Source organism: Fluoribacter dumoffii NY 23 (assembly GCF_000236165.1).
GTDB classification, from domain to species: Bacteria; Pseudomonadota; Gammaproteobacteria; order Legionellales; family Legionellaceae; genus Legionella; species Legionella dumoffii.
On sequence record NZ_CM001373.1, the window covers coordinates 1,783,576 to 1,809,978 of the forward strand.

A 26,403-nucleotide genomic window follows, 5' to 3' on the forward strand; every position below is an offset into this window, starting at 1 on the left:
GCTAAGCTTAGGGAGGTGTCAAGGGGCGGATTTCATCCTGCACCAATTGTTCCATTACTATTTTACGACGTTCCCAAAAAGTTGGTAATTGTGAGAGAGCCTCATATCTCTTTGGACTTAACTTTTGTTGCTGCAGCTCAGCGACAGTTTCTTCCAAAGGTGGTAATGGTTCTGAAGGTTCAGAAGCTTCTTCCTTGTGAGAAAGCTTCTTGGGAGCCATTTTCTCCACACGAGTTTTCATATGCTCTTCAAGAAAGGCAAATCCCTTGGGATCAAGTTTCCCAGGTGCCTGAACTGCATCGACCGGTTCTGAATGGTTCTTCTCCATTAAAAACTGTTTGTCTTTCTTTCCCAATACCTTAGACAACATGGTATTCATTTTTTCAAGTTTAGAGGTGGCAATTGACTGTGCTGTATTTAATTGCAATAAAAATGCCTTTAACTGCATAATGTCCGCTTCACTATATGAATCTTGATGAGAAGCCAACCAGGAAGTCAACCGAGGATGATCAGTTAAAGAAATTTCATTGGCCACTCCTATACTATTTATCCACCAAAGGCGCGCAACTTTCTCCTTAAAACGTACAACAAAAGCTGATGTAATTCCTTTTGCGACAAGATCATCATTGCTCAGTTCAACATGAGTATTGATATTGTGTGGATTAATATGAACCTGAACCTTGGTAAGATATTGCTCTCTTGATTTGAGGCAGCCCCCTTTAATCCTTCTTAAATGCACTGGATTTAATTTTTCTATATCCGGATCATTTAACGTTTCCAGTTTCTGTGCCAACTCTTCGCCTGGAGTTAATGGATAAACCTCGCCAGTGGCATCCACCCAAAAAAGTTGCCATTGGCTATTTTTATAACTCAGAGTAAAGGTAGTTTTATCCGGACGTTTGGATAAAGATGCTTTCGCAGCTTCAAGATTATTAAAAACCACTACATTTTCAAGTAATTGACGGGCATTTTCGCGCGCAGCCTGACGCTCCATTTCCCTGACCTTTACATCCTCCAATACCGCTTTATATTGGGCCATGAAGCTATTAATTTGTTTGAGTACTTGCTCCTTAAGCTCCGTAATAAATACAGGCATAATAGATTCATCTAAAGGCTGGTAATCGGGGACCGCAGCGATTAACTCAAGAAAGAGATAATAATTATAGGAGCCAGCATTCCATTCACCTTCACTGATCATCAGCTTAAATTCTTGCAACCGCGTATATGCATCAGGAAAGTTTTCCATTACATTTATGGATTGATCTACTTTTTCCCCACGAGTTCTGGTGTATTGATAGATCCAACCGGTTATCCATGACCTCACTGGAAGTTCATATTTATTTTCCGCTCTGCGAGCAATGGCCACAATCTTCTCGCGCCCTTCTTTTGTCTCATTCGCAATTATAGCCAATACTTGCTCAATAAATTCTTTCGATACTTCCATTGGTTTTTTTTTGGGCATTTTTTGAAACTCCTTTTCATGATGCAAAATTTATCATTGCATTAATGTTAATTTTATACAAGTGGAAAATTATTATGCTAAATTGATCTCATAATATAGACATGTTTAATTTTCAACACCACGATAAATTATAATAATTACACTCCAAAGATCATCACTTTCCATTAGTTCAGGAGTTTGGACTAGCCTCTTCCAAAAAGATAAATTGATTCGTTTTAGCTTGAGAACCTTGCACAGCCGCTTAATATGGGTTTTGCACTATGGTATTTTATTTCTCGGAAGTCTAAAGATATCCCTTGGGAAGTATAGTCTTTGTTTCTGATCCTGCCACTAGGTATTACTGGGCCCTGAAAATGAAAGCCTACATGCGACAGGAGGCGCATTGAGGAATACGTCATTAATTGTATAGAACATCCTAAAAAAATAAAAAAATATCTTGAGTAGCAAACCATCTAAATATTTCTTTTTCAAAAAAATTTACATTTTGCATACTTGCAAATTTAAAGTAACACGTTAACATGATTCGACAAAAAAAATAATAAAAACGAAGGGATGTTATGAAATTTGTATTTTTTTCTGCTAGTTTACTAGCAAGTGGTATAGCTGCAGCAGCAACTCCCGTGAACGGTTGGTATTCCAGTATATTTGGTGGTTATGCCCATTTATCCGAGAAAGTGTCCAAAACCATCTTGGGCCTGACCTTTTCTGAAACCCTTTCCTCCGATGGATTCAACGCCGGACTTCGCCTGGGTTATCAAGCCAATCCTGTTCGCTTTGAAGTGGAATACACTTATATTCAACCTGAAAACAAGGAATTTGACTTCGGCTTACTTGAATTAGAAAGGAAAACCAACGCCAATGTCGGAATGGGTAATATTTATTTTGATTTTTCTGATGGCATCCTCCCAACGATTTATCCCTTCATAGGTGCGGGTATTGGTTATGCCTATGTGCATACCAAGATTACAGATACTGGGCCTATTGGAGGAACTTTCGTGGATGTCAAAAAGGGCGTATTTGCCTATCAAGGAACTGCCGGGCTCACTTTTAACTTTGAAGAAAATTGGGCACTGAATGCTTCCTATCGTTATTTGGCAACCAGCGATGCCGATCACGTGGAAAAATACCAGGCTCAAATGGGTGATGTAGGTATTGTTTATCGCTTTGATTATTGCAATTACAAGTAATTGCAATTTTGGGCTTATCAGGTTGGGCTATAGATTACCTCTTGCAAACCCAACCTAAATTTTGTCCTTAACATGCAGGATGTTTTTTTGCAGCGACTAAAATTTGCGGCTCTTGCCACAAAGTCATAAAGAGAACCATAACTAACGGTCCTACAAATAATCCAAGTAGCCCTAAAGTTTCAACCCCGCCCAGGATTCCAAACAGTACTGCCAGAAAAGGCAACTCTATTGCCCCACCGATGAGCGCAGGTTTGACAAAATGATCTGCAACAAACATGACTAAAGTTCCCCAAACCAAAACCACAATTGCCCCAATCATACTGCCAAATGAAAATAGAATTATTGCAACTGTAATAAAAACAATAGGAACAACAAACGGGATCATTGCGGCAAGGGCAGTGATAAAACCTACCAAGGTAGGCGCAGGGAAACCCACCAAACCATAACAAATGCCCATTAAGATACCCACACCAAGGCCTACAACAATAGTTCCATTCACGGTGGCTCTCAATGCTCTGGGAAGTCTGTCCGCATAGCGAAACCATCTTTTACCCAAACAATATTCCCCTACCTGGTAAATTTGCGACAATAATACATCCCCATCACGGTAGAAGAAAAACAGACTTAACAGAGTAAAACCCAATTGAACGCTTCGATGCGCCAGATTTGAGCCCACCTGCTTCACATAGTAGCTTGTGGGTGCTAAGGATAAATGGATATTGGATAAAAATCCCTTAATCATCCCCGGTTTGCCAATGTTATTATCCCAATAGGTTACCAAATCATTTCCTATAAAAGGAAAATCTTTTAAAAATTGAGGGGCAGCACCGCCTTGCTGATTTAAGCTTTGCAAAAAATTAATAAATATTTGTAATTCTTTAATCAAAATTCCCAATAGCCAACTTAGAGGAAGGATAAACAACAATCCAATTAATGATGTGAACAGTAAGGCAGAAAGATTATGTTTGTTTCCAAAAAATTTACGCCATCTTTCATATAAGGGATAAGTAGCTATAACAATTATCGACGCCCATATCAGAGAAGGAATAAACCGATGGATAATAAATAAACTGATAATTACAATTCCAATAGTCAAGCCTATACTAATGAGCTCTTTATGATTCTCATTCATTAAACAAAACTCCAGGCTAATAATTGCATCAATATCCAGGAAGGTACTGCAGCAAGTACGTCATCCAGCATAATTCCAAAACCCCCGCGGATTTTCTGGTCAATATAATCAATTGGCTGGGGTTTCCATATATCGAAAATTCGAAACAAAATAAAACCGCAAATCATCCAGAATATTCCTTTCGGGGCCATAAACATGGTCAATAAGTAGCCAACAACCTCATCCCAGACAATTCCCTTATAGTCGTGTACACCTAAATCCTGAGTCACCTTATCACAGACCCAGACCCCCAATATAAATGCTGCCAGGGTAATAGCAAGATAAACTGCCCAATGAGTGCCCATAAGCAACAAATAGAGAGGGATTGCAGCCAATGTTCCCCAAGTGCCTGGAGCAGTAGCCATTAAGCCACTGCCAAATCCAAAGGCAATAAAGTAAAGAGGATCCTGGAAAACATTTTTTGCTAAATTTATCTGTTTCATTTTATTCTTCTCTTAGCGTGCTCATCTTAAAGGTTGGCTCAACCTGCTTCACTGAATGTGCCCAAATTATTATTTGTTTTCTTGCATTTCCCTCTTAAAAGTGTGTGTAGCCAGCAGGTATCAAGTTATGGCACTGATTGTTAGCATCTTTTATTCTTAAACCAGAAGCTTTTTCTATTACGCCAATTGGATAGCAATGTAAGTGTGCATTCTGAAACTCGTTCATTAATGAACTGAGTCGATGCTCCGGCACTGTAAAACACAATTCATAATCATCGCCCCCCGTCAATGCCAAGTCAACCGCCTCATCAGCACAATATTTTTTAAGCAAGCGATGTACTGGAATTGCTTCCTTATTGAGGCATGCGCCCACCCCACTTGCAACACAAATATGATTTAAATCGGCACTAAGTCCATCCGAAATATCTATTGCTGCAGTTGCATAATTGCGCAAAATATTAATTAAATCAACACGGGGAACGGGATGAAGCAATTTATTCATTAACTCAGTTTTTTCAGGTTGAGAAAGTTCTTTATGATCCAGAAATTTAATCGCCAGAGCTGCAGCACCCAAATCACCTGAAAGTACAATAATATCGCCTGGTTTTGCCCCACTGCGCAAAACAGTTTGTCCCTCTGCTGCAGTACCCAAAATCGTTAAGGTAATCGATAAAGGCCCATGGGTTGTATCACCACCAATCAACGTTAAATTATATGGGCTAAATGAGTCTTTCAACCCTCGGGCAAATGAAGCCAGCCAATTCTTATCGAGTTCAGGCAAAGTTAAAGCCAGTGTAACCCAACAAGGCTCGGCAGCCATCGCCGCCATGTCGCTTACATTGACCATAACTGATTTGCACGCTATATCATAGGCATCCCAGTGTGGAAGAAAATGCACACCAGCAACTAAGGTGTCCGTGCTTACCAGTAAGTTCTTTCCTTGAGGAACGCGCACACACGCAGCATCATCACCAATACCTAACAAAACATCTTCACGCTTGCTGGCAAGTGGTTTGAAAAAATGATCAATAAGTGAAAATTCATCCATAGTTATGATTGATTTCGATTGCGCGCACCTGCTGTGCCAAGCTGTTTAATACCCCATTAACGTAACGGTACCCATCCTGAGAACCAAATTCTTTAGTTAATGAAATGGATTCATCAAGAACCACTTTATAGGGAATTTCAGGACAATATAATAATTCAAAAGAACCAATACGCAGTACAGTTAATTCAATGGGATTGAGGCCTGTAATTTCCCGGTCAAGAAAAGGGGTAATGCGCTCGTCCAAAGTTGCGACCTGTTCTGGAACCCCATGCAAAATACGACAAAAATAATCCACATCCACTTTGGCCATATTGTTAATAACTCGAAATTCTGCTTCGATTTCATGTAATTCATTTCCGGACATGAACCATTGATAAAGGGCCTGAAGTGCTAGTTTTCTCGCTTTTCTTTTTCCACTAATTGACTGCTTTTCCACCATAACCTCTTGAATTCTTTTAAATATCAATACTGCTCACTCTCTTGTTAGGGAGTGAAAAAATAGAAGTACTTGGCTCACCCCATCAGGGTTTACGTGCCGCAATTTGCACCTGAGAAGTGCTCACAGATTCATGCCTATACTCTCTGTTAATTTGTGTCTGTTCTCAGGAACAAGTCGTGTTACATCGACAAGTGCTTTGTTACTACATCCTAGTCTTTATGCATCTGATCAATGGTTTGCCTAAAATCACTCACGTCTTTGAAGCGTTTGTATACAGACGCAAATCGCACGTAAGCAACATGATCCAGACTATATAATTCCTTCATTACCAATTCGCCGATAATTTGAGAATCGATCTCCCTCTCCCCTCGGCGGCGGATTTCCTGTGTAATTGCAATAATTGATGCTTCCAATGCATCAACACTCACAGGCCTTTTTTCGAGAGCACGTAACATGCCTGATCGTAAATTATCAATGTTAAAAGGCTCTCGACGGCCATCACGCTTAACAACCAGGGGCATGATTAATTCGGCTGTTTCAAAAGTAGTAAAGCGTTCATGGCATATAAGACATTCCCTCCTTCTACGCACTTGAGCGCCTTCAGCAACCAGGCGTGAATCCACTACTTTTGTTTCTTCTGCATGGCAAAATGGGCAATACATAATTATTTATAAACCGGAAACTCACGACACAACAGCAAAACCTGTTCTTTAACTTTTGCTATAGTCGTTTCATTGTTAATATCATCAAGAATATCAGCTATCCAATTGGACAGTAGTGTTATTTCTTTTTCTTTAAATCCTCTGGTTGTAACCGCCGGAGTCCCTAAACGCAAACCGCTTGTTACAAAAGGTGAGCGGGGGTCGTTAGGAACGGTATTCTTGTTTACCGTGATGTTTGCTTTATCCAATGCAGCATCAGCATCTTTACCTGTAATATTCTTGTCTATTAAATCAACTAATATTAAATGGTTATCGGTGCCGCCAGAAACTATCTTATAACCCCGTCCCATCAGCACATCAGCCATAGTTTTAGCATTCACTAATATTTGTTGCTGGTATTCTTTAAAATCGGACAGTAACGCCTCGGCAAAAGAAACCGCTTTCGCTGCGATTACGTGCATCAGGGGACCACCTTGATTGCCGGGAAAAACAGAAGAGTTTAATTTTTTCTCTATTTCTTCATTCGCACGACATAGAATCATTCCGCCTCGGGGTCCTCTAAGCGTTTTATGCGTGGTTGTGGTCACTACATCTGCATAAGGAATCGGTGAAGGATAGAGGCCTACTGCAATCAAGCCCGCGACATGGGCAATATCCGCCATCAAATAGGCACCCACTTTATCTGCGATTTCCCTGAATCGCGGCCAATCAAGAACACGGGAATAGGCAGAAAAGCCGGCAATTATCAGTTTAGGTTTATGCTCAAGTGCCAATTGTTCCAAAACATCATAATCAATTAGACCAGTTTGTGCATCGACGCCATAAGAGACAGCTTGATAAATCTTACCGGAAAAATTGACCTTGGAACCATGTGTTAAATGTCCCCCATGAGGTAATGCCATTCCTAAAACTACATCACCAGGGGCTAATAAAGCCATCATTACCGCAGCATTGGCTTGGGAACCCGAATGCGGTTGAACATTCACATAATCTGCAGAAAAAAGTTTTTTTGCACGGGCAATTGCCAGTTCCTCAGCAACATCAACATACTCACAACCGCCATAATAGCGCTTCCCAGGATATCCCTCAGCATATTTGTTCGTTAATACAGAACCTTGAGCCTGTAAAACACGCGGACTCACATAATTTTCAGAGGCAATCAGTTCTATATGTTCTTCTTGCCGGCGTTGTTCATCAACAATAGCCTGAAATAATTCATCATCAAAATTTTCTATAGTGTAGCTTTGATCAAACATGAGTAATCCTTGGGAAAATGAATTAAGGTCTAACGATGATGTCGTTACGAACCGTTCGCACACCATCTACATTCGCAGCGATAATCCCTGCTCTTTGCTTCAATCCTGGAGTAGCAACAAACCCGCTCAATTGTACTTCATCTTTGAAGGTTTTTACTTGTACTGCCAAACCTGTACGCCCTAGTTGATTCACTAATGTTGCTTTTACTTTAGCAGTGGTCGTTGAGCTATCCAAAAACTCTCCAGTGCTTTCAGTACCTGGAGAAGCAACACATGCTATGATAATTATAGATAAAAGTCCTACAAACAGCATTTTAAGTGAGTTACGCATCCAAAAACCCCCTAAAGAAAAAACGTCATAAGACTACCACAAAATTTATCTACTTACGAATTGTGTATAGAACCTGGAGGTTGCTTCTGAGCGGTTAAGAAACGAGCCCGAGTTTTTCCAACCTCCCCTGTGCTGCGGCAAGAAAACTTTATTAAAAATCTTGCCGCACCATCAACAATTAAACAGGTTATTCGTTTCACCAGCCGATTTTTTTCTTGATCATTTTAACCTGAGGATGTTCTTGTTTTTTATGTTTATTATCTACAACCACTTGTTGCTGATGTTTTTTATGTCCATGTGCCTGACTATCATGGCCATGGGCTTTCGTCTGGTTCGGACTTCCATGCATTTCTTTATAAGATCGATGGTCCCGGGAAGGATGGCGATAATCATGCGGGCGCTCGTCGAAACCATAAACTTCTGCTCGGGGAGGCATGGAGTGATAATAACCAGCCTCATAATATTCGGGCTCGACCATTTCACATGAAGTCAAAAAAGGGATTAGGACAAGACAAGGGATTAAACGCTTCATGAACAACTCCTGAAACATAAAACAAAAAAGGGAAGATGCAATGCATGCAACTTCCCTATCATTAATAAGCGATTACTTATTTTTAGATATTACTTATTTTTTTGCTGTAACTTCAACTTTTTGGCTCTTAATTCCTTTATTCAGGTAATTAACGATACGTACTGTACTGTGTACGTTAGTCCAACCTGAGTAAATTGTTCCATAAGGAGATTGAATTAACAAATTCATACCAGAATGGCAGTAACCATAATAGTGCAAGCTGATGTAGTGAGGTGCATCATAATAGAATATTGTGAAAGGCTCTAAGGCAGATAAATCATCAAAAGAACCGTATACACGAACATTATCTAGGCTGTCGTTGATGATTTCAATTTCACAATAACCTGGGTACATCATGGACTTACCAGGTGCTTTATCAGCTTCAGTAGCTTTTGGATGCAAATGTGCATTTGCTGCAAAAGTTTGACCAATCAAGCTAACGCAAAGAGCAAATAACAAGGACTTCAACTTCATGGTTTCTCCTTCGATTTAATGAAAGCTGCATAGTAACAAAGTGTTGTATTTAGTCAATAGGATATTTTTATAACCATGAAATAAATAAAATTGAAACTTATAAACACAATGAGGGTAATAATATTCTTCTTTCGTGTTATATTTGGCGGGTTTTTATTTACTGTTTTTTTTTTCAGCACTCAGGGGAATTTTAATGAAAAAGCGAATGATCATCATGGGAGTAGCCTTACTGATTGTTTTCGGTGGGATCATTGCTTTTAACATGATCAAGTCAATAATGATTAAGCGTTTCTTTGCAAGCTATCAACCGCCTGCAGTTTCTGTTGCTTCTGCGGTTGCCCAAGCGGTAGATTGGCAGCCAACCATTAATGCAGTAGGCAGCTTCGTTGCGCTAAACGGTGTGGATGTAGGTTCCCAGGCATCTGGTAATGTAGTTAAAATTGATTTTGAGTCTGGACAATATGTAGATAAAGATGCACCGTTAATTACAATTGATGACAGCGTGGACCAAGCCGTATTAAAATTTAATCAGGCAGAGCTCACTCTAAAAAACCTAAGCTATCAACGTCAAAATGATTTATATAAACGAGGGGCAGCACCTATTTCCAGTGTTGACGAAGCAAAGGCAAATCTCGATCAAGCCCAAGCTAAACTCGAACAAACCCAGGCAACAATTAGGCAAAAACACATTACTGCCCCCTTTGCAGGAAAATTAGGGATACGACAAGTTAATCTGGGTCAATTTATCAGCCCAGGTCAAACCACCATTGTTTCCTTGCAATCCCTGGATCCTTTATATTTGGAATTTTATCTTCCCGAACAGCTTTACAAACGCATCCGCCCCAATCAAACCATCACCTTTGCTGTTGAAGGGTTTCCTAATGCGCTCTTTGAAGCAAAAGTCACTGCAATTAACTCCAAAGTAGATATCAACACCCACAATATGCTAGTCCAGGGCACTCTTGCCAATTGCCCTACTGCGGCTATCAAAGACCCTGAGAACTCACCCCTGCTGAAAATACGAAAAGAACCTATGGGAAATAAACGCATAATCAGTTGCGATACCGAATTAAACAGCAAAAATAAAATCCATAATTTTACTTTTGTCCCAGGAATGTTCGCTTCGATTGAAATCAGTCAACCTGCTGAGCCTAATACAGTCATTGTTCCTTCAACCGCTATTTCTTACAGCTTATATGGTAATGCAGTTTACATTATTGAGAAAAATGCAGAGGGTAAGAAAAACCCTGACGGTTCTGATCTGCTGACGGTAAAACGCGTCTTTGTAAGTACAGGCGAACAACATGGAAATTATACAGTAATCAAAAAGGGAGTTAAGGCAGGACAACTGGTAGTGAGCGCCGGAGAAATTAAATTACAAAACGGAACGCCCGTTGTAATCAATAATGATGTCAAACTCAATGAAGTCAGTAAACCAGATATGCTGGGTGAATAAAACCAGCGCATTAAACCTGGCAGGCCTGGGGCGCGGACTGGGGAGTTTAACCCTAATGGGTAACCTTCCTCGGCCCAGACAATGTTCGATTGGGCATGGCCTAAAGTGTAAAATTATTTAATCAGGAAAAGTTATGAAATTCACCGATCTTTTTATCAAACGGCCCGTACTTGCCATGGTAATTAGTTTGCTCATTTTTCTTTTTGGCATTAATTCCATCTACAACATGCAAATTCGCCAATACCCTCGTATGGATAATACCGTGATTACCATCATGACGGGATATCCAGGCGCAGATGCCGATCTGATTGCGGGCTTTATCACTTCTCCTCTGGAGAAAGCAGTAGCGAGTGCCGAAGGGATTGATTACATGACCTCTTCGAGCACACAAGGTTTAAGCACCATTACTTTAAACATTAAGTTAAACTTTGATCCGCAGGTGGCATTTACTGATGTAATGAGTAAAGTACAGCAAACTTTAAACCAATTGCCCAAGGAATCGCAGCAACCGGTCATTTTGAAAACTTCTGACAGCTCAACGGCATTAATGTACATCAGCCTCGATAGTACAGAAATGACACCCCAACAAATAACTGATTACGCAACCCGTGTGGTGCAGCCACAGCTACAAACAGTTGATGGTGTTGCGAAAGCGGAAATCCTGGGTGGCGCAACCTATTCCATGCGGATTTTTCTGGATCCGATAAAAATGGCTGCATTGGGTGTTTCCCCATCCGACGTATCGGCGGTGCTTGCTAAAAATAATTTCCTGACCGCGGCAGGCAATACCAAAGGTGAGTACGTCGCCATTAACATCACTGCAAAAACCGATCTTAACGATACCACTCAATTTAGTAATCTCATTGTAAAGAGCGATAAAGGTTCTATAGTCCGATTACGCGATATTGGGAGAGTTGAATTAGGTTCTCAAGACTATGATACCTCTGTAACCTTCAATGGAAAAAAAGCAGTATTTATTTCCATTACTCCGACACCAACAGCGAATCCACTTACAGTAATCAGTGATGTGAGAAAAATACTTCCCTCGGTGATCAGGGAATTTCCTCCTTCACTGACTGGAACCATAGTTTATGATGCAACGGCGTTTATTAGAGCCTCCCTGGATGAAGTGACCCATACTATTATCGAAGCAGGTCTCATTGTAATTGTGGTCATTTTCCTGTTCCTGGGTTCAATTCGTTCGGTATTCATTCCAATTGTTACTATTCCTCTTTCATTAATTGGCGTGTGCACCTTAATGCTTATGCTGGGATACAGTATCAATTTACTTACCTTGCTCGCTTTTGTCCTGGCCATCGGCCTGGTAGTCGATGACGCTATTGTGGTTGTAGAAAACGTCCATCGCCATATAGAAGAAGGAAAAACGCCACTGGATGCAGCCTTAATCGGCGCTCGCGAGATAGCTACCCCGGTCATTGCCATGACCATTACTCTCGCCGCCGTATATGCACCTATTGGCTTCATGGGTGGCCTGACCGGTGCTTTGTTTAAAGAATTTGCTTTTACTTTAGCCTGCGCCGTAATCATTTCGGGGATTATCGCACTCACCCTCTCCCCCATGATGTGCTCCAAGGTATTATCTAAAGACATTAGTAGCGGCAAGTTTGTACATTTTCTCGATAATTTCTTCAATCGACTCAAACTGAGATATCAAAAAGCATTACACAGCTTGTTAAACACACGCGTAATTATGTTGTATTTTGCAGCAGTTGTTATCCTCATGCTGCCTTATCTTTACACCCATACTTCAGCAGAAACTGCACCCGATGAGGATCAGGGCTTCTTTTTCGTCATGGCCATGATTCCCCCATTTGCAACCCTTAATTATATCGAATCTTTTACCAAACCTTTTGATGAGATATATAAGAGTTTTCCCGAGACAGAAAATTATTTTACCGTAAACAACAGCAGCCAAACCATTTCAGGGATGGTTTTAAAACCCTGGAACCAACGCAGTAAAAATCAGTTTGCTTTAAAACAACCCTTGCAAGATAAATTATCCAATGTAGCCGGATTAAATGCCTTTGCCATTGTACCACCTCCCCTGCCTGGAGGAGGCGGTGGAACACCTGTCCAATTTGTCATTAAAACCACAAATGACTTTCAAAGTTTATTGGATGTGTCCAATAAGCTGACTGATAAAGCTAGAAACAGCGGTTTATTTATTTATGTAGATAATTCTCTTAAGTTTAACAAACCCCAAATCATCCTGGATATTAACCGCTCCAAAGCTTCTGAAATGGGCTTGGACATGCAAGCGATAGGAAGCAGCTTAACCAGTGCCTTATCAGGAAATTATGTTAATTACTTTAATCTGGAAGGACGTAGTTATCAGGTTATTCCCCAACTTAACCGTTCGTCTCGTATGAGCCCTGCTCAATTAGGGCAAATATATGTTAAAAGCATTAGCGGTACCATGGTCCCTCTTTCAACGGTTGTCACTGCAGAGGAAAAAACTGCACCTAATGCAGCCTCCCATTTCCAGCAAATGAATTCTGCCACCATTCAGGCAGTTATGATGCCCGGAAAAACTCTGGGGGAAGGATTGCAATTTTTACAAGAAGCGGCCAAAGATACTTTGCCAAAAGGTTTTTCCTACGATTATGGCGGAGAGTCAAGGCAGTTCATGCAGGAAGGCAGCGCCTTATTATTTGCTTTCGTATTTGCAGTTATTATTATCTTTTTGGTACTTTCTGCACAATATGAAAGTTTCCGTGATCCACTTATTGTGCTTATTAGTGTACCTATGTCCATATGCGGGGCATTAATTCCCCTGAATTTAGGGTTGGCAAGCATTAATATTTATACCCAGGTAGGTCTGATAACCCTAATCGGGTTAATCTCCAAACATGGAATTTTGATCGTTGATTTTGCCAATCATTTACAACGAGAAAAAAATCTGGATAAAAGGGCTGCAGTAGAAGAAGCAGCCGGAATTCGCCTAAGACCTATCCTTATGACCACCGCCGCAATGGTATTTGGCGTACTCCCTCTACTCATTGCAAGTGGTGCGGGAGCTGTCAGCCGCTTTGACATCGGCTTGGTTATCGCAACTGGATTACTGGTTGGAACCGGATTTACCCTGTTTGTAGTACCCACTTTATATACCTACATCGCCGAGGATCACCGCTCAAAAAAATCGGAACCCCAATTTGAAGAAGCAAAAATTCCCGACGTACATGTAGCGCATCACAAACTTTAAAATTCCACCCCGGGTGCAGGTTTTCTAAACCCGGGGCAAAATGGTTCTTCCTGATTATAAACCTCTTGCTCCATGGTGTAGCACCCAACCGGTAATTCCTATTTATTGATGCCTCTTTAATTCAACTTATCATTCAATTTGTGATACCATTCGGGCTTTTATCAGTACAGGTTTAATCATGGATAAAATCTATTCCCCTGAAGCAATCGAAAAAGCATGCTATAAAAACTGGGAAAATCATCATTATTTCCAACCTCATGGTGACGGTAAAAAATATTGCATTATGCTCCCTCCTCCTAATGTCACTGGAAGTCTGCATATGGGGCATGGATTCCAGCATACCATTATGGATGCTTTAACCCGTTATCATCGAATGTTGGGTGATCGAACCTTATGGCAACCTGGTACTGACCATGCAGGAATTTCAACTCAACTTGTTGTTGAGCGTCAACTTGAAGCCTTAGGAATTTCCAGAAAGGATCTCACCCGTGAACAATTTTTAGAGCGGGTCTGGCAATGGAAAAATGAATCCGGTAATACCATCACCCAACAAATGCGACGTTTAGGTGCTTCTGTGGATTGGAGCCGTGAGCGCTTTACTATGGATGAAGGTTTGTCTGCTGCCGTGCAAAAAGTTTTTGTCCAACTCTATGACGAAGGGCTAATTTATCGCGGGACCCGTTTGGTGAATTGGGATCCTAAACTAGGAACTGCTGTATCTGATCTTGAAGTGCTCTCTGAAGAGGAAGATGGCTTCCTCTGGCATATTCGTTATCCCATTGTAAATTCTACTGAGTCCCTTACAGTTGCTACCACTCGCCCTGAAACCATGTTAGGAGATACAGCAGTTGCCGTACATCCTGAAGATCCGCGCTTTAAACATCTTATCGGACAAGAGGTTCATCTTCCTCTTTGTGAACGAACCATACCCATTATCGCTGATGAATATGTAGATAAAGAATTTGGCAGCGGCTGCGTTAAAATCACACCCGCACATGATTTTAACGATCACGAAGTGGGCAAACGCCATAAACTTCCAGTTATCAACATTTTAACTAAAAAAGCCTCCATCAATAAGAATGCCCCTTTAAAATACCAAGGCATGGATCGATTCGTGGCTCGGGAACAAATCATCAAGGATTTGGAAGAGGAAGGTTTTTTAATTAAAACTGAACCTCACAAGCTGAAAGTACCCCGTGGTGAAAAATCAAATGTGATTATAGAACCCCTGTTGACCGATCAATGGTATGTGAAAACACAACCTCTTGCTGAGCCAGCAATCGCTGCAGTAAAAAATGGGGAAATCCGCTTTATTCCCGAAACCTGGAGCAAAACATATTTCCAATGGATGGATAATATCGAAGACTGGTGCATTAGCCGCCAATTATGGTGGGGCCACCGAATTCCAGCTTGGTATGACAACAATGGTAATGTCTATGTAGGCTACAGTGAAAATGATGTCCGGTTTAAATATAAAATCAAAGATTCAACTGTATTGAAACAAGATGAAGATGTTCTGGATACCTGGTTTTCCTCAGCACTTTGGCCTTTTTCAACTCTAGGCTGGCCTGAGAGAACGCCCGAACTGGAACAATTCTATCCGACTTCAGTTCTGGTAACCGGCTTTGATATCATATTTTTCTGGGTCGCACGCATGATCATGATGGGATTAAAATTTACAGGCAAAATTCCATTTAAAGAAGTCTTCATTACCGGATTAATTCGAGACAGTGAAGGTCATAAAATGTCTAAATCCAAAGGAAATGTGCTTGATCCTTTAGATATAGTCGATGGGATTGATCTGGAATCTTTAATCGCAAAACGAACTTCAAATCTTATGTTGGCTTCTGTCCGCGACCGCATCATTAAAAACACCCGTAAGGAATTCCCTGATGGGATTAGTGCTTATGGAACGGATGCCTTGCGTTTTACATACTGTTCTCTTGCATCTACAGGACGAAATGTCCGTTTTGATATAGGCCGGGTTGAGGGATATCGAAACTTTTGTAATAAACTTTGGAATGCTGCCCGTTATGTATTGCTTAATACTGATGAAGAGCAAATGGATTTTGATGATGGCGCCTTTCAGTACACTCCAGCTGATCAATGGATTTTATCGCGCTTGCAACATACCATCAGTAAAGTACACCATTATTTTGAAACGTACCGATTTGACTTGTTATCAAACACCATTTATGAGTTTGTTTGGCATGAATATTGTGACTGGTATCTTGAATTATCCAAGCCTGTTCTGCAAGATGAGCATGCACTAAGCGCCTTGAAACGAGGCACGCGCAGAACCTTGATTCACGTCCTTGATCAAATTCTTAAAATGCTGCACCCTTTAATGCCGTTCATTACTGAAGAAATTTGGCAACGTACAACAAAGCTAACCAGTGAAAACGGCGCAAGCATTATGACCAGCGCCTATCCACAAGTGAATCCTGAGTTTATTAATAATATCGTCGAAGAGGAATTGGAATGGTTAAAATCAGCGATTCAGGCAGTTCGTACCATTCGTAGTGAAATGTCCATTTCACCTGCCAAACTTATTCCACTCTACATACGCAATGCCACCCCGGTGTTAAAAGACAGAGTGGAAAAGTATCAGCATACTTTAAAAGCCTTAAGCAAATTAAGTCACATCCATTATCTGGAAGTAAACGATAAAGTGCCTGTCTCTGCGACAGCTGTGTTAGGCGAAATCGAATTATTGATACCCATGGCTGATTTAATTGATAAAGAAGCTGAACTGGCCCGTTTAACTAAAGAATTAGCCAAACTGGATAAAGACATTAGTCTTGCTGAAGGGAAGCTGAATAACCCTAATTTCTCCGATAAAGCCCCCGCAGAAATTATTGCCAAGGAACGGGAAAAATTAGCACAGGCACAACAAACCAAGGAAAAATTGCTCCAGCATAAAATAAGAGTGGAATCGTTGTAATAGCACCAAGGCACATACCCATCCTGGCTGCAAGCAGCCAGGATATTATCCCTATAAATAGGTCGTAATCCCTTAAAGAGCAATAAGAATATACATCCTGGCTGCGGGCAGCACGGCTTGGGGAGCTATTAAATGAATTTATGCCAAACCTGAGGAACGAAGTAGCCTGGTTGCTTGCAACCAGGTGTTATCCATGAAAAACCATATGCTGCCCAGAGGATGGATCTCGCTTCATTTGGCAACTACTCTGCACTTGATCCACCAGCCCAGTACCAACGTGGATAATACGCCTAAATAAATGCCGAAATCCTTCCATTCTGGTCCGACTAATTGTAAAGCGTCAGGGCTTTGAAAAATTGAAAAAGGAATTGCCAGCAATACATCCATAATTGCAGAACCGGCGACTAACCCACAAGCAATAAGGGTTCCTTTTTGTTTATGAAGCACCGCCTCTTCTTCATCATGAATCGAACGCTTCAGTTGTTTCTTAACAATTAATGCAATCATACCGCCTATGAACAGAGGAAAGGAAGAGGAAAGCGGTAAATACATTCCTATTGCAACTCCTAAAATGGATAAATTTAAATAGCGGCTTAATTTAAAAAAATGATTAAGGAAAATAATAGTGAGAATTATTAGCGACCCAATCAACATCATAGTCCAGGGTAACGAATTTCTGAAGACAGCTTCTGTTATCGCTGCCATTAAAGCTGCTGTTGGTGCAGGTAAAGACTGGCTGATATCCATCCCCTCATGAGGCATTACCCCGGCGATTCCATACACATTAAATAACAACTGCATCACAGGAGGAATGACCAATGAAGATATCACTACGCCAAGCAATAACATTAATTGCTGTTTCCATGGAGTTGCCCCTACCAGCTGTCCTACTTTAAGATCCTGGGTATTGTCATTGGCTATTGCTGCAATACCGGTTACTACCGCCCCTATCATGATAGTAATCGCCTCAGCAGCCTGGATCTGTTCTGCCTTTAAAGGCAGGGGTAATAAATGATCCACAGCCACTAATAACAGCCATGCAGCAAAAAGCATTCCTGAAATAACAACGGAACTACCAGGACTGGCAGTAACACCAACCATGCCAGAAAAATATGCGGTGATTACCGAAAAAATAAACCCTATAAACAACACGTAAATAACAGCAAGGAAAATCAAGGTAGGCGAATATTCATTGTCTAATCCTACTTGCTGTAAAGGCAGCACAAGTTGGAAAAAGAGAAACAGAATTGCCGCCAATGCCCCGGTGCCTATTAAAATATAAGGTAAAGGAATGTCCTGATCAGTGCGAAGAGGTTGGACATTGCTCCTATTCTTGTACATAAATGCTTTCAGCGACGTTTGAATGTTTATGGATAAAGGTTTGATCAATTTCAAAAAAGTCCACACCCCGGCAAACAACATAGCCCCTATCCCCAAATAGCGCATTTCGCTGTTCCATAATAACGATGCAGCTTGCTCTGCAGGATATTTATTGATGAATTCAGGATAGAATTGACTGATTGCTGGTAAGGCAATTAACCAGGATATCACTGCTCCCAGAAAAATACTTATTGCCATATCGTGGCCAACCAGATAACCAGCACCTATCATCGTAGCAGAAAAACCGGCACCAAGACCAAACAGGGATCGCTTTACAACAAACCAGTAGCCCCAGCTGTTTGCAATTACTTTAAAACCGGTTTGGAATAACTCAATAATCGCCCCTACGGCTCCTCCCATTAATATGTCTTTGATGCCTGTTTTTTCAACAGAGGATTTTAAGACTTCTGCAATTGCTCGCCCTTCCGGAAACTTTAAAGATTTATCATGGACCAGAATACGACGGAGGGGAATGGAAAATAATACCCCCAGAATACCCCCACAAACAGCAATAAAAAAATTGGTCAGGTAATCAAAATGATTCCAAAAACCGATGATAATCAAAGCTGGAATGGTGTATACAATCCCGCCAGCAACAGCCTCACCTGCAGATGCAGCAGTTTGAACTGCATTATTTTCCAGGATGGTAGAATTTTTAAAAAAACGCAGAATACCCATAGAAATGATGGCAGCGGGTATTGATGCGGAAGTTAATATCCCTAATTTTAAAGCCAGATATGCATTAGACATTGCCAATAATACGGTAAGTATTATGGCAAGCAAAACAACTCGAAAAGTAAGTTCGGCTACCTTTTTATCGGCAGCTATAAAAGGAGTATCAGCCATTAACGACCCCAAACACTGTGCATTATTTCAGGTTTCAGTAAAGAAGAAATCTGGGACAAGGGTATTTTTACAGTCTGTGGCCCATATACATAGGCAGCGACCTGGTACGTATCAAAAATTATATTTATCCCTGTGGAGGAAAATGACCAAATTTTGTAATTTTTAGCTATCGGCTTGGTACCCTCTGCAATCCATTTTGTATCTGTAAATCCTTTCTTGCTGATTTGTTTATTGGAGAATGCGGCGATAGGTTTTAAATAATTTACTTCAGGCCGAAATAAATCAGCCAACTGGACTTGACGCCCATTGATGAAATTCAATACTGCTACAGTGTTAAAAGGATGTGCAGCTCCTCGATGATAGGTCGAAATATCAAAAGAGACGCTCAACGCATTTTTTGTTTTATAAGGTAAGGAGTAAGTGACATTTAAGCCTGATTTTCCAGGTACATCAGCAGGCATATCTGTATCACTTGCAATTTCTTTAAAAAAGTTTTTTTTGGTTTGTTCAATAAACGATTGTACTGCGGCATTGATGCGTGGATCCTTAAATCCCTGGGGGTATTTGACATCAATAATATAAACCGGGGTTTCCTTTTTAACCGAAACTGGGTTTACCGCCCACAAGGCTGAGGAACATAAAATTATACATATAGATACAATTGTTTTTAACGATTTCAACATATCTTACTCCTGATAAGTATCCTTTGGAGAAACCCATTGCCCTGCAATCATCATTCGATGGGGTAAGGGGTAGGCAAAATAATAACAAAGAGCGGCACTGTCACTAACAGACCACCATAGCAAATCGGCTTTCATGCCTTTGGCAATGGAACCGACTTCGTTTTGTAACCCCAATGCCCTTGCCGCATGGCTGGTAACGGCCAGCAATGTTTCAGGCACAGATAAGGAAAAAAAGTGGCAAGCCATGCTCATCATCAAACGTAATGAAGCCGTTGGCGATGAGCCGGGATTACAATCAGTGGCAACTGCCATCCTAACTCCGGCACGGCGTAACACCTCTACCGGCGGTTTTTGTTTTTCCCGCAGAAAGTAATAAGCACCAGGAAGCAAAACAGCAACTGTGTTCGCTTCAGCCATTGCAGATGCGCCTTTTGCATCCAAAAATTCCAGATGATCACACGACAAGGCACCAAACTCGGCTGCAAGCTGACTTGCACCAAGATTGGATAATTGCTCAGCGTGACATTTTACAGGCAAATTCAATTCGCGTGCAGCATTAAAAATTTGCTCTGTTTGTTTCAGGGAAAAGGCGATGCTTTCACAAAATACATCCACGGCATCGGCCAATTGCTCTTCAGACAGAGCAGGCAGCATTTCCTGACAAAGAACATCAACATATGTCTGACTATTTCCTTTAAATTCCGGGGCTATTGCATGGGCGCCAAGAAAGGTTTTTCTGACTCTTAGGCCCGTTAATTCACCTAAACGCCTGGCTACCCGCAGCATTTTCAATTCATTAGCCAAATCCAATCCATAACCTGATTTAATCTCGACCGTAGTCACTCCATCAGCACGTAAAGCAAGAATTCTTGGCAGCGATTGTTGGATTAATTCTTCTTCTGAAGCAGCACGGGTCTGATATACGGTAGACAGTATACCGCCCCCGGCTTTGGCAATTTCAGCATAACTCACTCCAGCCAATTTCATTTGAAACTCAGTTGATCGATTTCCTGCATAAACCAAATGGGTATGGCAATCGATAAGGCCTGGGGTGATCAATTGTCCTTGGCAGTCCTCTGTGGGTGATACACCGGTAAATAAAGTGGGTAATTGCACCTGGGGCCCACACCAGGCGATAATACCATTTTGAATGGCAATCGCCTGATCAAGCAATTGATTTCCTTGAGCATCAAGAGTGGTTGCATTGACTAATAATTTATCACAAGCATTCATTAAAAATCCCAATGAAGAACTTGATGGGGAGGTTTGAGCCAGGCTTGGTGATGCTTGGTATCGTATATATCCCATTCTTTAGATATATAAGTTTCTTTGTCCAAATCCAATAAGAGCCAGGTCAGGAATTCTGCGACAGTCTCTGGCGAAACCAAGCGATGCTCGTCTTTTAAACGTTTATAAAAATTCACTCGCTCATAATCAGGGTTTTCACTACTGCGGGCAATATCTTGCATCCTTGTATCAATTATTCCAGGCATTACACTGGCAAAAGCGATCTCATCAGATTCCATTTGCCAACATTTGGTCAGCATGGATAAAGCAGCTTTAGACACACAATAGGCAGCCCAGCCCCTAATTGCAAAATACGCAGCTCCGGAACCGATATTTAAAACCCGGCCGTTAATCAATTTATCATAGAGCTTTTGGGGAAGAAAAAGAGCTGCATTCAAATTGGTATTTAAAGCATGGTGCCAATCTTCAGGTTGAATTTCTCTCATAGACCCCAAAGGATTTAAAGTTCCGGCATTATTAACTAGTGCCGTTACCTGGTGCACATCCTTCAATCGATTTGTGATTGACTGCAACCCTTCAAGTGTCGAGACATCAGCGCAAATATATTGGATATTCTTTGAAAAAGCTGCAGTTTCTTGCAGGTGCTTCTCTCTTCTGCCTACGATCAGGACTGATTGATTTCGTCTTGCCAAAGAAAAAGCCAATGATCTTCCAATCCCACTGCCTCCACCGGTAATAACAATCACAATGTCCTCTTACTTTTTTCTTGTCATGCGAGGATGATACCAGACATTAGGAAAACTTGGCATAATTTTATGCGTATTTGCAACCGTCAAGAAAAATCAAGGACGTTACAATTCATGCACTCATCTGCGGAGGTACAAGTAACACAGGGCTTCTCGCAATACGCACTGTATTTTCAGCAACGCTACCTAAAAAAAGACGATTAAAACCGCGCCGTCCATGAGTACCCAAGGCGATTAAATCAGCCCCCCAGGTTTTTGCTTCTTTCGCAATCACTTCTGCAATTCTTCCCTGTAATAAATTATGTTCAATTAATTTGGTATCACAAGAGATAGCATACTGATTGGCAAGGATTTTCTGTGCATTGTCCAAAATCAATATCCCTTCTTTTTTATAGAGATTAAGCAACGACATATAATCGATGCCAGGGAACATAAAATGTACCTCCACCACGTGTATAATGAGTAATTGAATTGATTCCCCTTGCAAAAGCTTAACCGTTTCTTGCACTGCATGCATTGAAATGTCACTTCCATCAATCGCGAGTAAAATTCTTTTTGCCATAGCATTGCCTGATCAATGAACTCTATTATAGATTGTAGGCAATAGATTTGAGTTGGCTCAAATATCCAATCCTTAGAAATGAGGGTTATGTATTCTTATAGCCTGTCAACCTTGGGGATTATCGATGCAATTAAATACCTTGCTCACTGAATCAGCAGAGAAGTTTCCTGATAAAATTGCGTTGATTATTGAGCAACAGAGTTATACCTATAAAAAACTGCATGAGATGGCGCAGAATTTGGCTGTTTCCTTTGTAGCAACAGGAGTCTCCAAAGGAGATTGCGTTGCTTTTCTTCTACCCAACGGCATTGAGATTATTTTATGTTACTATGCCTGTTTTATGATAGGCGCAATAGCCGTTCCTGTGAACATTCAATTTAATAATGAATTCATTCATTATGCGCTGGAACAAAGTAAACCCCATATTTTTATAACCACGCCTGCTCATTATGAGCACCTCTTGAGAGATAAAAGCATACTAAAAGAAATGAAGCACTGTTATCTTACCTCAGAATCTACCCGATATTCCGGGGTTTTAAATTTCCAGGATTTACTTTTTCCTGGAAAAGTACCCCCGGCGCCTTCCATGAACATCGAAGAAGATGATCCCGCCTTGATCTTTTTTACTTCTGGAACCACTGGATTGCCTAAAGCCGTGATACATAGCCATCATAGTCTCATTGCAGGTACAATAAACCAGATAAAACAAATTCACATCACGCATCATGATCAAACCCTGGTGATGTTCCCGGTATGTTATTTGATTGGGCTTGGATCGCAAATTTTACCTTTTCATGCAGCAGGAGCAACTGTGGTGCTCTTACCCAGCTTTAATCCTGAAAACGCACTTGCTAAACTTCATTCTTATGGAATTACAAAAATATATGGATTTCCCAAACTTTATCTTGAACTTATAAACCATGCTGAATCTTTGGGGTATGAGATCAATACCCTTAATTTTTGTTTTTCAGCGGGAGATGCAACCCCCATTTCACTCCAGAAAAAATTCAATTTGTTATTCCATATTGCAATCACCGAAGGCTGTGGAATGTCTGAATTACAAATCTATTCAATGAATCCTCCTTATGGGAAAAAGAAAACAGGGTCCATTGGATTTCCTATAGAGGGTATGGAGATGGCCCTGCTGGATGAAAAGGGCGAATTCATTTTAAAACCCAATAAAACTGGAGAAATTATTGTCCGTGGTGAAAGCATGTGTTCAGGATATTGGGAGAACTCCTCTCTAACCGTACAAACTATAAAAAACGGTTGGCTTCATACCGGGGATCTTGCTTTTCGGGATGAAGAGGGATACTACTGGTTCGTAAGCCGCAAAGTAGATATTATTCACCGAGGCAAACAACTCATCTCCCCGATAGAAATTGAGAATATTTTTTATAAGCATGATGCAGTAAAAGAAGCAGCGGCAATTGCATTACCCAGTATAAATAAAGTGAATGATGACCGCATCATTGTTTATGTGGTACTAAAACCCTGGGAGAAGCACCTGCCTCCTAAGGTATTGATGGATTTTGCTCATGGGAAACTTTCCCCCATCAAACACCCTCACCAAGTGATTATTTTAAACCAGTTACCTTATGGCTTTACTGGAAAAATTGATCGAAACATGTTGAGATCCATGGCACACCAATTAGATCAGGAATAACTTTTTTCAGATAAGGTAACATCATAGTATACTCAGTAAAAATAGTTAGGAGCTCTATATGAGAGTTTATGCCGGATTTTCTATCCTTTGGGGCTTTGTCGCTTTCTCGTCTTTAGCATCCGCTACACCAATACACTGTCCGCAAACCATCCAAACAAATCAATCATTACGGGGTAACCTGAATCAATGGGAAGCGTTTCAGGATGATTTGAACAGTATTCATTATTTTGAACGGGTTACATTTTACTCAGGACACCCTAAAGAACATGCCAGCCTTGCCCCGGATCATGAAGATTCGAAAAAAGAAAAATTAACCTGGTCTTTGGGAAAACAAGAAATCTGGATAGCTTGCGAGTATACAGGCACTAAAATTCAATTAATCCAAAAGCTTCCCTATGGGAGCAAAAGTTGTAATGTGACTTATAAAAAAAATTATTCTAAAGTAGTGAGTATTAATTGCATTTAGCTTTTTTTAAAAAAATGTTTTCAGACAATGCTCTTCAAAAACGGGAGTAGTATTTTGGCAAAAAGATGTAAAATTCACAAAGAATGCGTATTTTATAAAATGCTCTAAGATAAAATTATGGTTTTGAATAATATAATCTGGTGACTCAGTGCTACATACTACAAAGAAAGGGGAACCGGGTTTATTTTTTATCCAGAAGTTATCGTATAAATAACAGCATAGGAAACCAGGGAGAATTTAATGTTTGAACATCTTTCCAATTACCTACGTGCCAATCCTTCCCTTTGGCAAGGTAGAAAAGACACGAACAATGGAGAACGGTTCTTTCAAAAAATAATTTTCCCGGCCCAACAAACAGATCTCATCACCAAAGACAAAAAAACAGTTATCCTAGGTTTTGCCAGTGATGCGGGGGTTCGCCGAAATATGGGCAGACCCGGAGCAAAACTTGGGCCAGATCAAATCAAAACCCAATTGGCAAAACTGCCTTGCTCAGTAGACAGGCAACTTTACGATCTAGGGACTATTTTTTGTGAAGAAGACGAATTGGAGACCGCGCAAACTCAATTTGCCAATTTAATTAGTTTTTGCCATCAACAAGGGCATCAAACGGTTGCTTTGGGAGGAGGGCATGAAATTGCCTGGGCTCATTATCAAGGTCTGGCACCTCATTACAGCAAATTGGGCATTATTAATTTTGATGCGCATTTTGATCTGAGGCCCCATCAAAAAAATCAGCCAGGCACTTCCGGAACTCCTTTTTCACAAATTGCAGCCTATTGTAAAGAAAATAATCAGCCCTTCAATTATTGTTGTCTCGGCATTCAAAAAATGGGAAATACTCCCTCCCTTTTTGAACGAGCAAATGAACTTAACGTCAACTACCTCACTGCCGAAGAGCTGTATGCAAACAGTGTTGCATGGCATTTGGCATTTCTTGATGATTTTATGCTCAACCTGGATCACATCTATTTGACTCTGTGCCTCGACGTATTAGCAGAGTCTTTTGCACCCGGTGTCAGTGCTCCGCAACCGCTTGGCCTCACACCATGGCAAATTTTACCGCTCTTGAAATACATTATTCAAAGTGGCAAAGTAGTTAGTTTTGATGTTGCTGAACTGTCACCGCCTTTGGATCAAGAACAAAAAACTGCTAGACTGGCGGCCCTTATTATCGCAGAATTGCTACATACTACTTAAGGAGTCAATTTCATGAAGAATACATTACTATGGAGTACCCTTTTTGCATTGCTTGGTACTCAAGTACATGCTGAAACCACTCAGCCAGCAACCCCACCTTCTACCCAACCCGCTGCATTAAAACCAACTCCTTCAACGCCCACCCCTCCTGGACAAAATTTACCCTCGGTAAATCCAGCAGCACCCGCAGCACCTATTAATTGTGAGTATAAAATACCGCCCGAGACTAAAACAATTGATCAGTCCCTGGTTATGAAATGGGCGATGAAAGCCGTTACCCAGGCTTTTGACTTTAATCCAAACAATTTAGATGCTCAATTACAAAAATTACAACCTTGTTTTACAGAGCAGGGATGGACTGGATTTAATACTGCTTTGCAAAAATCAGGGAATTTGGAAGCCATTAAATCACAAAAACTTACAGTGAGCAGCCAGGTTGATGGACAAGTAGTAGTAACAGAAGCAAAAGACAATCAATGGAAAATTAATTTGCCCTTACAAGTTGTCTACCAAAATGATAAAGAAAAGGTAACCCAATTACTTAGCGTGGATTTAACTATAGGCCGCAAGTTAACTGGAGATCTGGGAATAACCCAAATGATTGCAGCCCCCAGAGGAACAATCACCCAGGAAAAACCGCAGGATTCTGGCGCTAATACAGCGAATACCATGAACCCCACGACGACCACGGCACCTACTGCACCTGCAACTACACCAGCTCCTGCAACTACACCAGCAGCCCCCTCTACTACAACACAGCCGGCTGCACCTGCAAATCCTGCATCAACACCAACTCCAGCTACTACCCCTGGACAGCCTACATTGCCTGGCCGTTCTACTCAACCTTCTCTACCCCCTAATACACCTTAGTAAAATAGTTATTTCTCATAGAGAAGTATGTTGCCCGGTTTAAGTGGAACCGGGCTTTTGAGAGATCCC

General features: G+C 40.9%; 23 protein-coding genes. 8 read left to right on the top strand and 15 right to left on the bottom strand.

All coding sequences use genetic code 11. The features are described from left to right. Positions 1–7 precede the first annotated feature (7 nt). Entirely contained in the window at positions 8–1,462 is a 1,455-nt protein-coding gene (locus KYQ_RS08050) for a hypothetical protein (protein WP_019349844.1), read from the bottom strand. A 557-nt stretch (positions 1,463–2,019) separates the two neighbouring features. Between KYQ_RS08050 and KYQ_RS08055 the strand changes: the two genes are divergently transcribed. Beyond that, positions 2,020–2,649 carry an outer membrane protein gene (locus KYQ_RS08055; protein ID WP_010653084.1) on the top strand — a complete coding sequence of 210 codons (630 nt, stop codon included), beginning with the start codon at positions 2,020–2,022 and terminating at the stop codon, positions 2,647–2,649. A 67-nt stretch (positions 2,650–2,716) separates the two neighbouring features. On the opposite strand, the gene KYQ_RS08060 is transcribed toward KYQ_RS08055, so the two are convergent. The 9 genes from KYQ_RS08060 to KYQ_RS08100 form a co-directional block, all read right to left on the bottom strand. Then, positions 2,717–3,781 (bottom strand): AI-2E family transporter, encoded by a 1,065-nt coding sequence (locus tag KYQ_RS08060; protein ID WP_010653083.1) that lies wholly within the window; start codon positions 3,779–3,781, stop codon positions 2,717–2,719. Beyond that, positions 3,781–4,263, bottom strand: a complete 483-nt coding sequence (locus KYQ_RS08065; RefSeq protein ID WP_010653082.1) for a phosphatidylglycerophosphatase A family protein — start codon at positions 4,261–4,263, stop codon at positions 3,781–3,783. Before KYQ_RS08065 ends, KYQ_RS08060 begins: the two co-directional genes overlap by 1 nt. A gap of 94 nt (positions 4,264–4,357) precedes the next feature. Next, positions 4,358–5,311 (bottom strand): thiamine-phosphate kinase, encoded by a 954-nt coding sequence (thiL, locus tag KYQ_RS08070; protein WP_010653081.1) that lies wholly within the window; start codon positions 5,309–5,311, stop codon positions 4,358–4,360. Then, positions 5,304–5,747 (bottom strand): transcription antitermination factor NusB, encoded by a 444-nt coding sequence (gene nusB / locus KYQ_RS08075; protein WP_010653080.1) that lies wholly within the window; start codon positions 5,745–5,747, stop codon positions 5,304–5,306. The genes thiL and nusB overlap by 8 nt, the downstream gene beginning before the upstream one ends. 212 nt (positions 5,748–5,959) lie before the next feature. Then, positions 5,960–6,412 carry a transcriptional regulator NrdR gene (gene nrdR / locus KYQ_RS08080; RefSeq protein WP_010653079.1) on the bottom strand — a complete coding sequence of 151 codons (453 nt, stop codon included), beginning with the start codon at positions 6,410–6,412 and terminating at the stop codon, positions 5,960–5,962. Between the two features lie 2 nt (positions 6,413–6,414). Then, positions 6,415–7,668 carry a serine hydroxymethyltransferase gene (gene glyA / locus KYQ_RS08085; protein ID WP_010653078.1) on the bottom strand — a complete coding sequence of 418 codons (1,254 nt, stop codon included), beginning with the start codon at positions 7,666–7,668 and terminating at the stop codon, positions 6,415–6,417. A 22-nt stretch (positions 7,669–7,690) separates the two neighbouring features. Continuing rightward, positions 7,691–7,999, bottom strand: a complete 309-nt coding sequence (locus KYQ_RS08090) for a BON domain-containing protein (protein WP_010653077.1) — start codon at positions 7,997–7,999, stop codon at positions 7,691–7,693. Positions 8,000–8,195: 196 nt separating this feature from the next. Beyond that, on the bottom strand, positions 8,196–8,531 hold the full coding sequence (locus KYQ_RS08095; RefSeq protein ID WP_019349846.1) for a hypothetical protein: 336 nt from the start codon (positions 8,529–8,531) through the stop codon (positions 8,196–8,198). Positions 8,532–8,624: 93 nt separating this feature from the next. Continuing rightward, on the bottom strand, positions 8,625–9,044 hold the full coding sequence (locus tag KYQ_RS08100) for a hypothetical protein (protein ID WP_019349847.1): 420 nt from the start codon (positions 9,042–9,044) through the stop codon (positions 8,625–8,627). A gap of 193 nt (positions 9,045–9,237) precedes the next feature. On the opposite strand from KYQ_RS08100, the gene KYQ_RS08105 reads away from it, so the two are divergent. From KYQ_RS08105 to KYQ_RS08115, 3 genes are all read left to right on the top strand, one after another. Continuing rightward, positions 9,238–10,500 carry an efflux RND transporter periplasmic adaptor subunit gene (locus KYQ_RS08105; RefSeq protein ID WP_010653074.1) on the top strand — a complete coding sequence of 421 codons (1,263 nt, stop codon included), beginning with the start codon at positions 9,238–9,240 and terminating at the stop codon, positions 10,498–10,500. Between the two features lie 133 nt (positions 10,501–10,633). Continuing rightward, on the top strand, positions 10,634–13,723 hold the full coding sequence (locus KYQ_RS08110) for an efflux RND transporter permease subunit (protein WP_010653073.1): 3,090 nt from the start codon (positions 10,634–10,636) through the stop codon (positions 13,721–13,723). Positions 13,724–13,901: 178 nt separating this feature from the next. Then, entirely contained in the window at positions 13,902–16,667 is a 2,766-nt protein-coding gene (locus tag KYQ_RS08115) for a valine--tRNA ligase (RefSeq protein ID WP_010653072.1), read from the top strand. Between the two features lie 231 nt (positions 16,668–16,898). Here the strand turns inward: KYQ_RS08115 and KYQ_RS08120 are convergent, their stop codons facing one another. The 5 genes from KYQ_RS08120 to KYQ_RS08140 form a co-directional block, all read right to left on the bottom strand. Continuing rightward, positions 16,899–18,893 (bottom strand): OPT family oligopeptide transporter, encoded by a 1,995-nt coding sequence (locus tag KYQ_RS08120; RefSeq protein ID WP_010653071.1) that lies wholly within the window; start codon positions 18,891–18,893, stop codon positions 16,899–16,901. After that, positions 18,893–19,576, bottom strand: a complete 684-nt coding sequence (locus KYQ_RS08125; RefSeq protein ID WP_010653070.1) for a DUF3298 and DUF4163 domain-containing protein — start codon at positions 19,574–19,576, stop codon at positions 18,893–18,895. Before KYQ_RS08125 ends, KYQ_RS08120 begins: the two co-directional genes overlap by 1 nt. Before the next feature lie 3 nt (positions 19,577–19,579). Further along, complete coding sequence (gene hutI / locus KYQ_RS08130; RefSeq protein WP_010653069.1) at positions 19,580–20,809, bottom strand: imidazolonepropionase; 1,230 nt, start codon at positions 20,807–20,809, stop codon at positions 19,580–19,582. Next, positions 20,809–21,570: an SDR family NAD(P)-dependent oxidoreductase gene (locus KYQ_RS08135; protein ID WP_010653068.1), complete on the bottom strand. Its 762-nt coding sequence runs from the start codon at positions 21,568–21,570 to the stop codon at positions 20,809–20,811. Before KYQ_RS08135 ends, hutI begins: the two co-directional genes overlap by 1 nt. Before the next feature lie 112 nt (positions 21,571–21,682). Then, complete coding sequence (locus tag KYQ_RS08140) at positions 21,683–22,132, bottom strand: universal stress protein (protein WP_010653067.1); 450 nt, start codon at positions 22,130–22,132, stop codon at positions 21,683–21,685. A 124-nt stretch (positions 22,133–22,256) separates the two neighbouring features. Here KYQ_RS08140 and KYQ_RS08145 point away from each other — a divergent pair, with 124 nt between their 5' ends. From KYQ_RS08145 to KYQ_RS08160, 4 genes are all read left to right on the top strand, one after another. Beyond that, positions 22,257–23,798, top strand: a complete 1,542-nt coding sequence (locus KYQ_RS08145; RefSeq protein ID WP_010653066.1) for a class I adenylate-forming enzyme family protein — start codon at positions 22,257–22,259, stop codon at positions 23,796–23,798. A 58-nt stretch (positions 23,799–23,856) separates the two neighbouring features. Beyond that, on the top strand, positions 23,857–24,264 hold the full coding sequence (locus KYQ_RS08150) for an STY0301 family protein (RefSeq protein WP_010653065.1): 408 nt from the start codon (positions 23,857–23,859) through the stop codon (positions 24,262–24,264). Positions 24,265–24,504: 240 nt separating this feature from the next. Next, entirely contained in the window at positions 24,505–25,464 is a 960-nt protein-coding gene (hutG, locus tag KYQ_RS08155) for a formimidoylglutamase (protein ID WP_010653064.1), read from the top strand. A gap of 12 nt (positions 25,465–25,476) precedes the next feature. Beyond that, on the top strand, positions 25,477–26,334 hold the full coding sequence (locus KYQ_RS08160) for a DotI/IcmL family type IV secretion protein (RefSeq protein ID WP_010653063.1): 858 nt from the start codon (positions 25,477–25,479) through the stop codon (positions 26,332–26,334). The last annotated feature ends 69 nt before the right edge of the window (positions 26,335–26,403 follow it).

Coding starts and splice junctions, on each gene's coding strand:
- KYQ_RS08100 (WP_019349847.1), bottom strand. CDS start 9,044: ATGAAGTTGAAGTCCTTGTTATTTGCTCTTTGCGTTAGCTTGATTGGT.
- KYQ_RS08060 (WP_010653083.1), bottom strand. CDS start 3,781: ATGAATGAGAATCATAAAGAGCTCATTAGTATAGGCTTGACTATTGGA.
- KYQ_RS08095 (WP_019349846.1), bottom strand. CDS start 8,531: ATGAAGCGTTTAATCCCTTGTCTTGTCCTAATCCCTTTTTTGACTTCA.
- KYQ_RS08065 (WP_010653082.1), bottom strand. CDS start 4,263: ATGAAACAGATAAATTTAGCAAAAAATGTTTTCCAGGATCCTCTTTAC.
- KYQ_RS08110 (WP_010653073.1), top strand. CDS start 10,634: ATGAAATTCACCGATCTTTTTATCAAACGGCCCGTACTTGCCATGGTA.
- KYQ_RS08150 (WP_010653065.1), top strand. CDS start 23,857: ATGAGAGTTTATGCCGGATTTTCTATCCTTTGGGGCTTTGTCGCTTTC.
- KYQ_RS08160 (WP_010653063.1), top strand. CDS start 25,477: ATGAAGAATACATTACTATGGAGTACCCTTTTTGCATTGCTTGGTACT.
- KYQ_RS08140 (WP_010653067.1), bottom strand. CDS start 22,132: ATGGCAAAAAGAATTTTACTCGCGATTGATGGAAGTGACATTTCAATG.
- KYQ_RS08050 (WP_019349844.1), bottom strand. CDS start 1,462: ATGCCCAAAAAAAAACCAATGGAAGTATCGAAAGAATTTATTGAGCAA.
- KYQ_RS08125 (WP_010653070.1), bottom strand. CDS start 19,576: ATGTTGAAATCGTTAAAAACAATTGTATCTATATGTATAATTTTATGT.
- KYQ_RS08145 (WP_010653066.1), top strand. CDS start 22,257: ATGCAATTAAATACCTTGCTCACTGAATCAGCAGAGAAGTTTCCTGAT.
- hutG (WP_010653064.1), top strand. CDS start 24,505: ATGTTTGAACATCTTTCCAATTACCTACGTGCCAATCCTTCCCTTTGG.
- hutI (WP_010653069.1), bottom strand. CDS start 20,809: ATGAATGCTTGTGATAAATTATTAGTCAATGCAACCACTCTTGATGCT.
- KYQ_RS08120 (WP_010653071.1), bottom strand. CDS start 18,893: ATGGCTGATACTCCTTTTATAGCTGCCGATAAAAAGGTAGCCGAACTT.
- glyA (WP_010653078.1), bottom strand. CDS start 7,668: ATGTTTGATCAAAGCTACACTATAGAAAATTTTGATGATGAATTATTT.
- KYQ_RS08105 (WP_010653074.1), top strand. CDS start 9,238: ATGAAAAAGCGAATGATCATCATGGGAGTAGCCTTACTGATTGTTTTC.
- KYQ_RS08115 (WP_010653072.1), top strand. CDS start 13,902: ATGGATAAAATCTATTCCCCTGAAGCAATCGAAAAAGCATGCTATAAA.
- KYQ_RS08055 (WP_010653084.1), top strand. CDS start 2,020: ATGAAATTTGTATTTTTTTCTGCTAGTTTACTAGCAAGTGGTATAGCT.
- thiL (WP_010653081.1), bottom strand. CDS start 5,311: ATGGATGAATTTTCACTTATTGATCATTTTTTCAAACCACTTGCCAGC.
- KYQ_RS08090 (WP_010653077.1), bottom strand. CDS start 7,999: ATGCGTAACTCACTTAAAATGCTGTTTGTAGGACTTTTATCTATAATT.
- nrdR (WP_010653079.1), bottom strand. CDS start 6,412: ATGTATTGCCCATTTTGCCATGCAGAAGAAACAAAAGTAGTGGATTCA.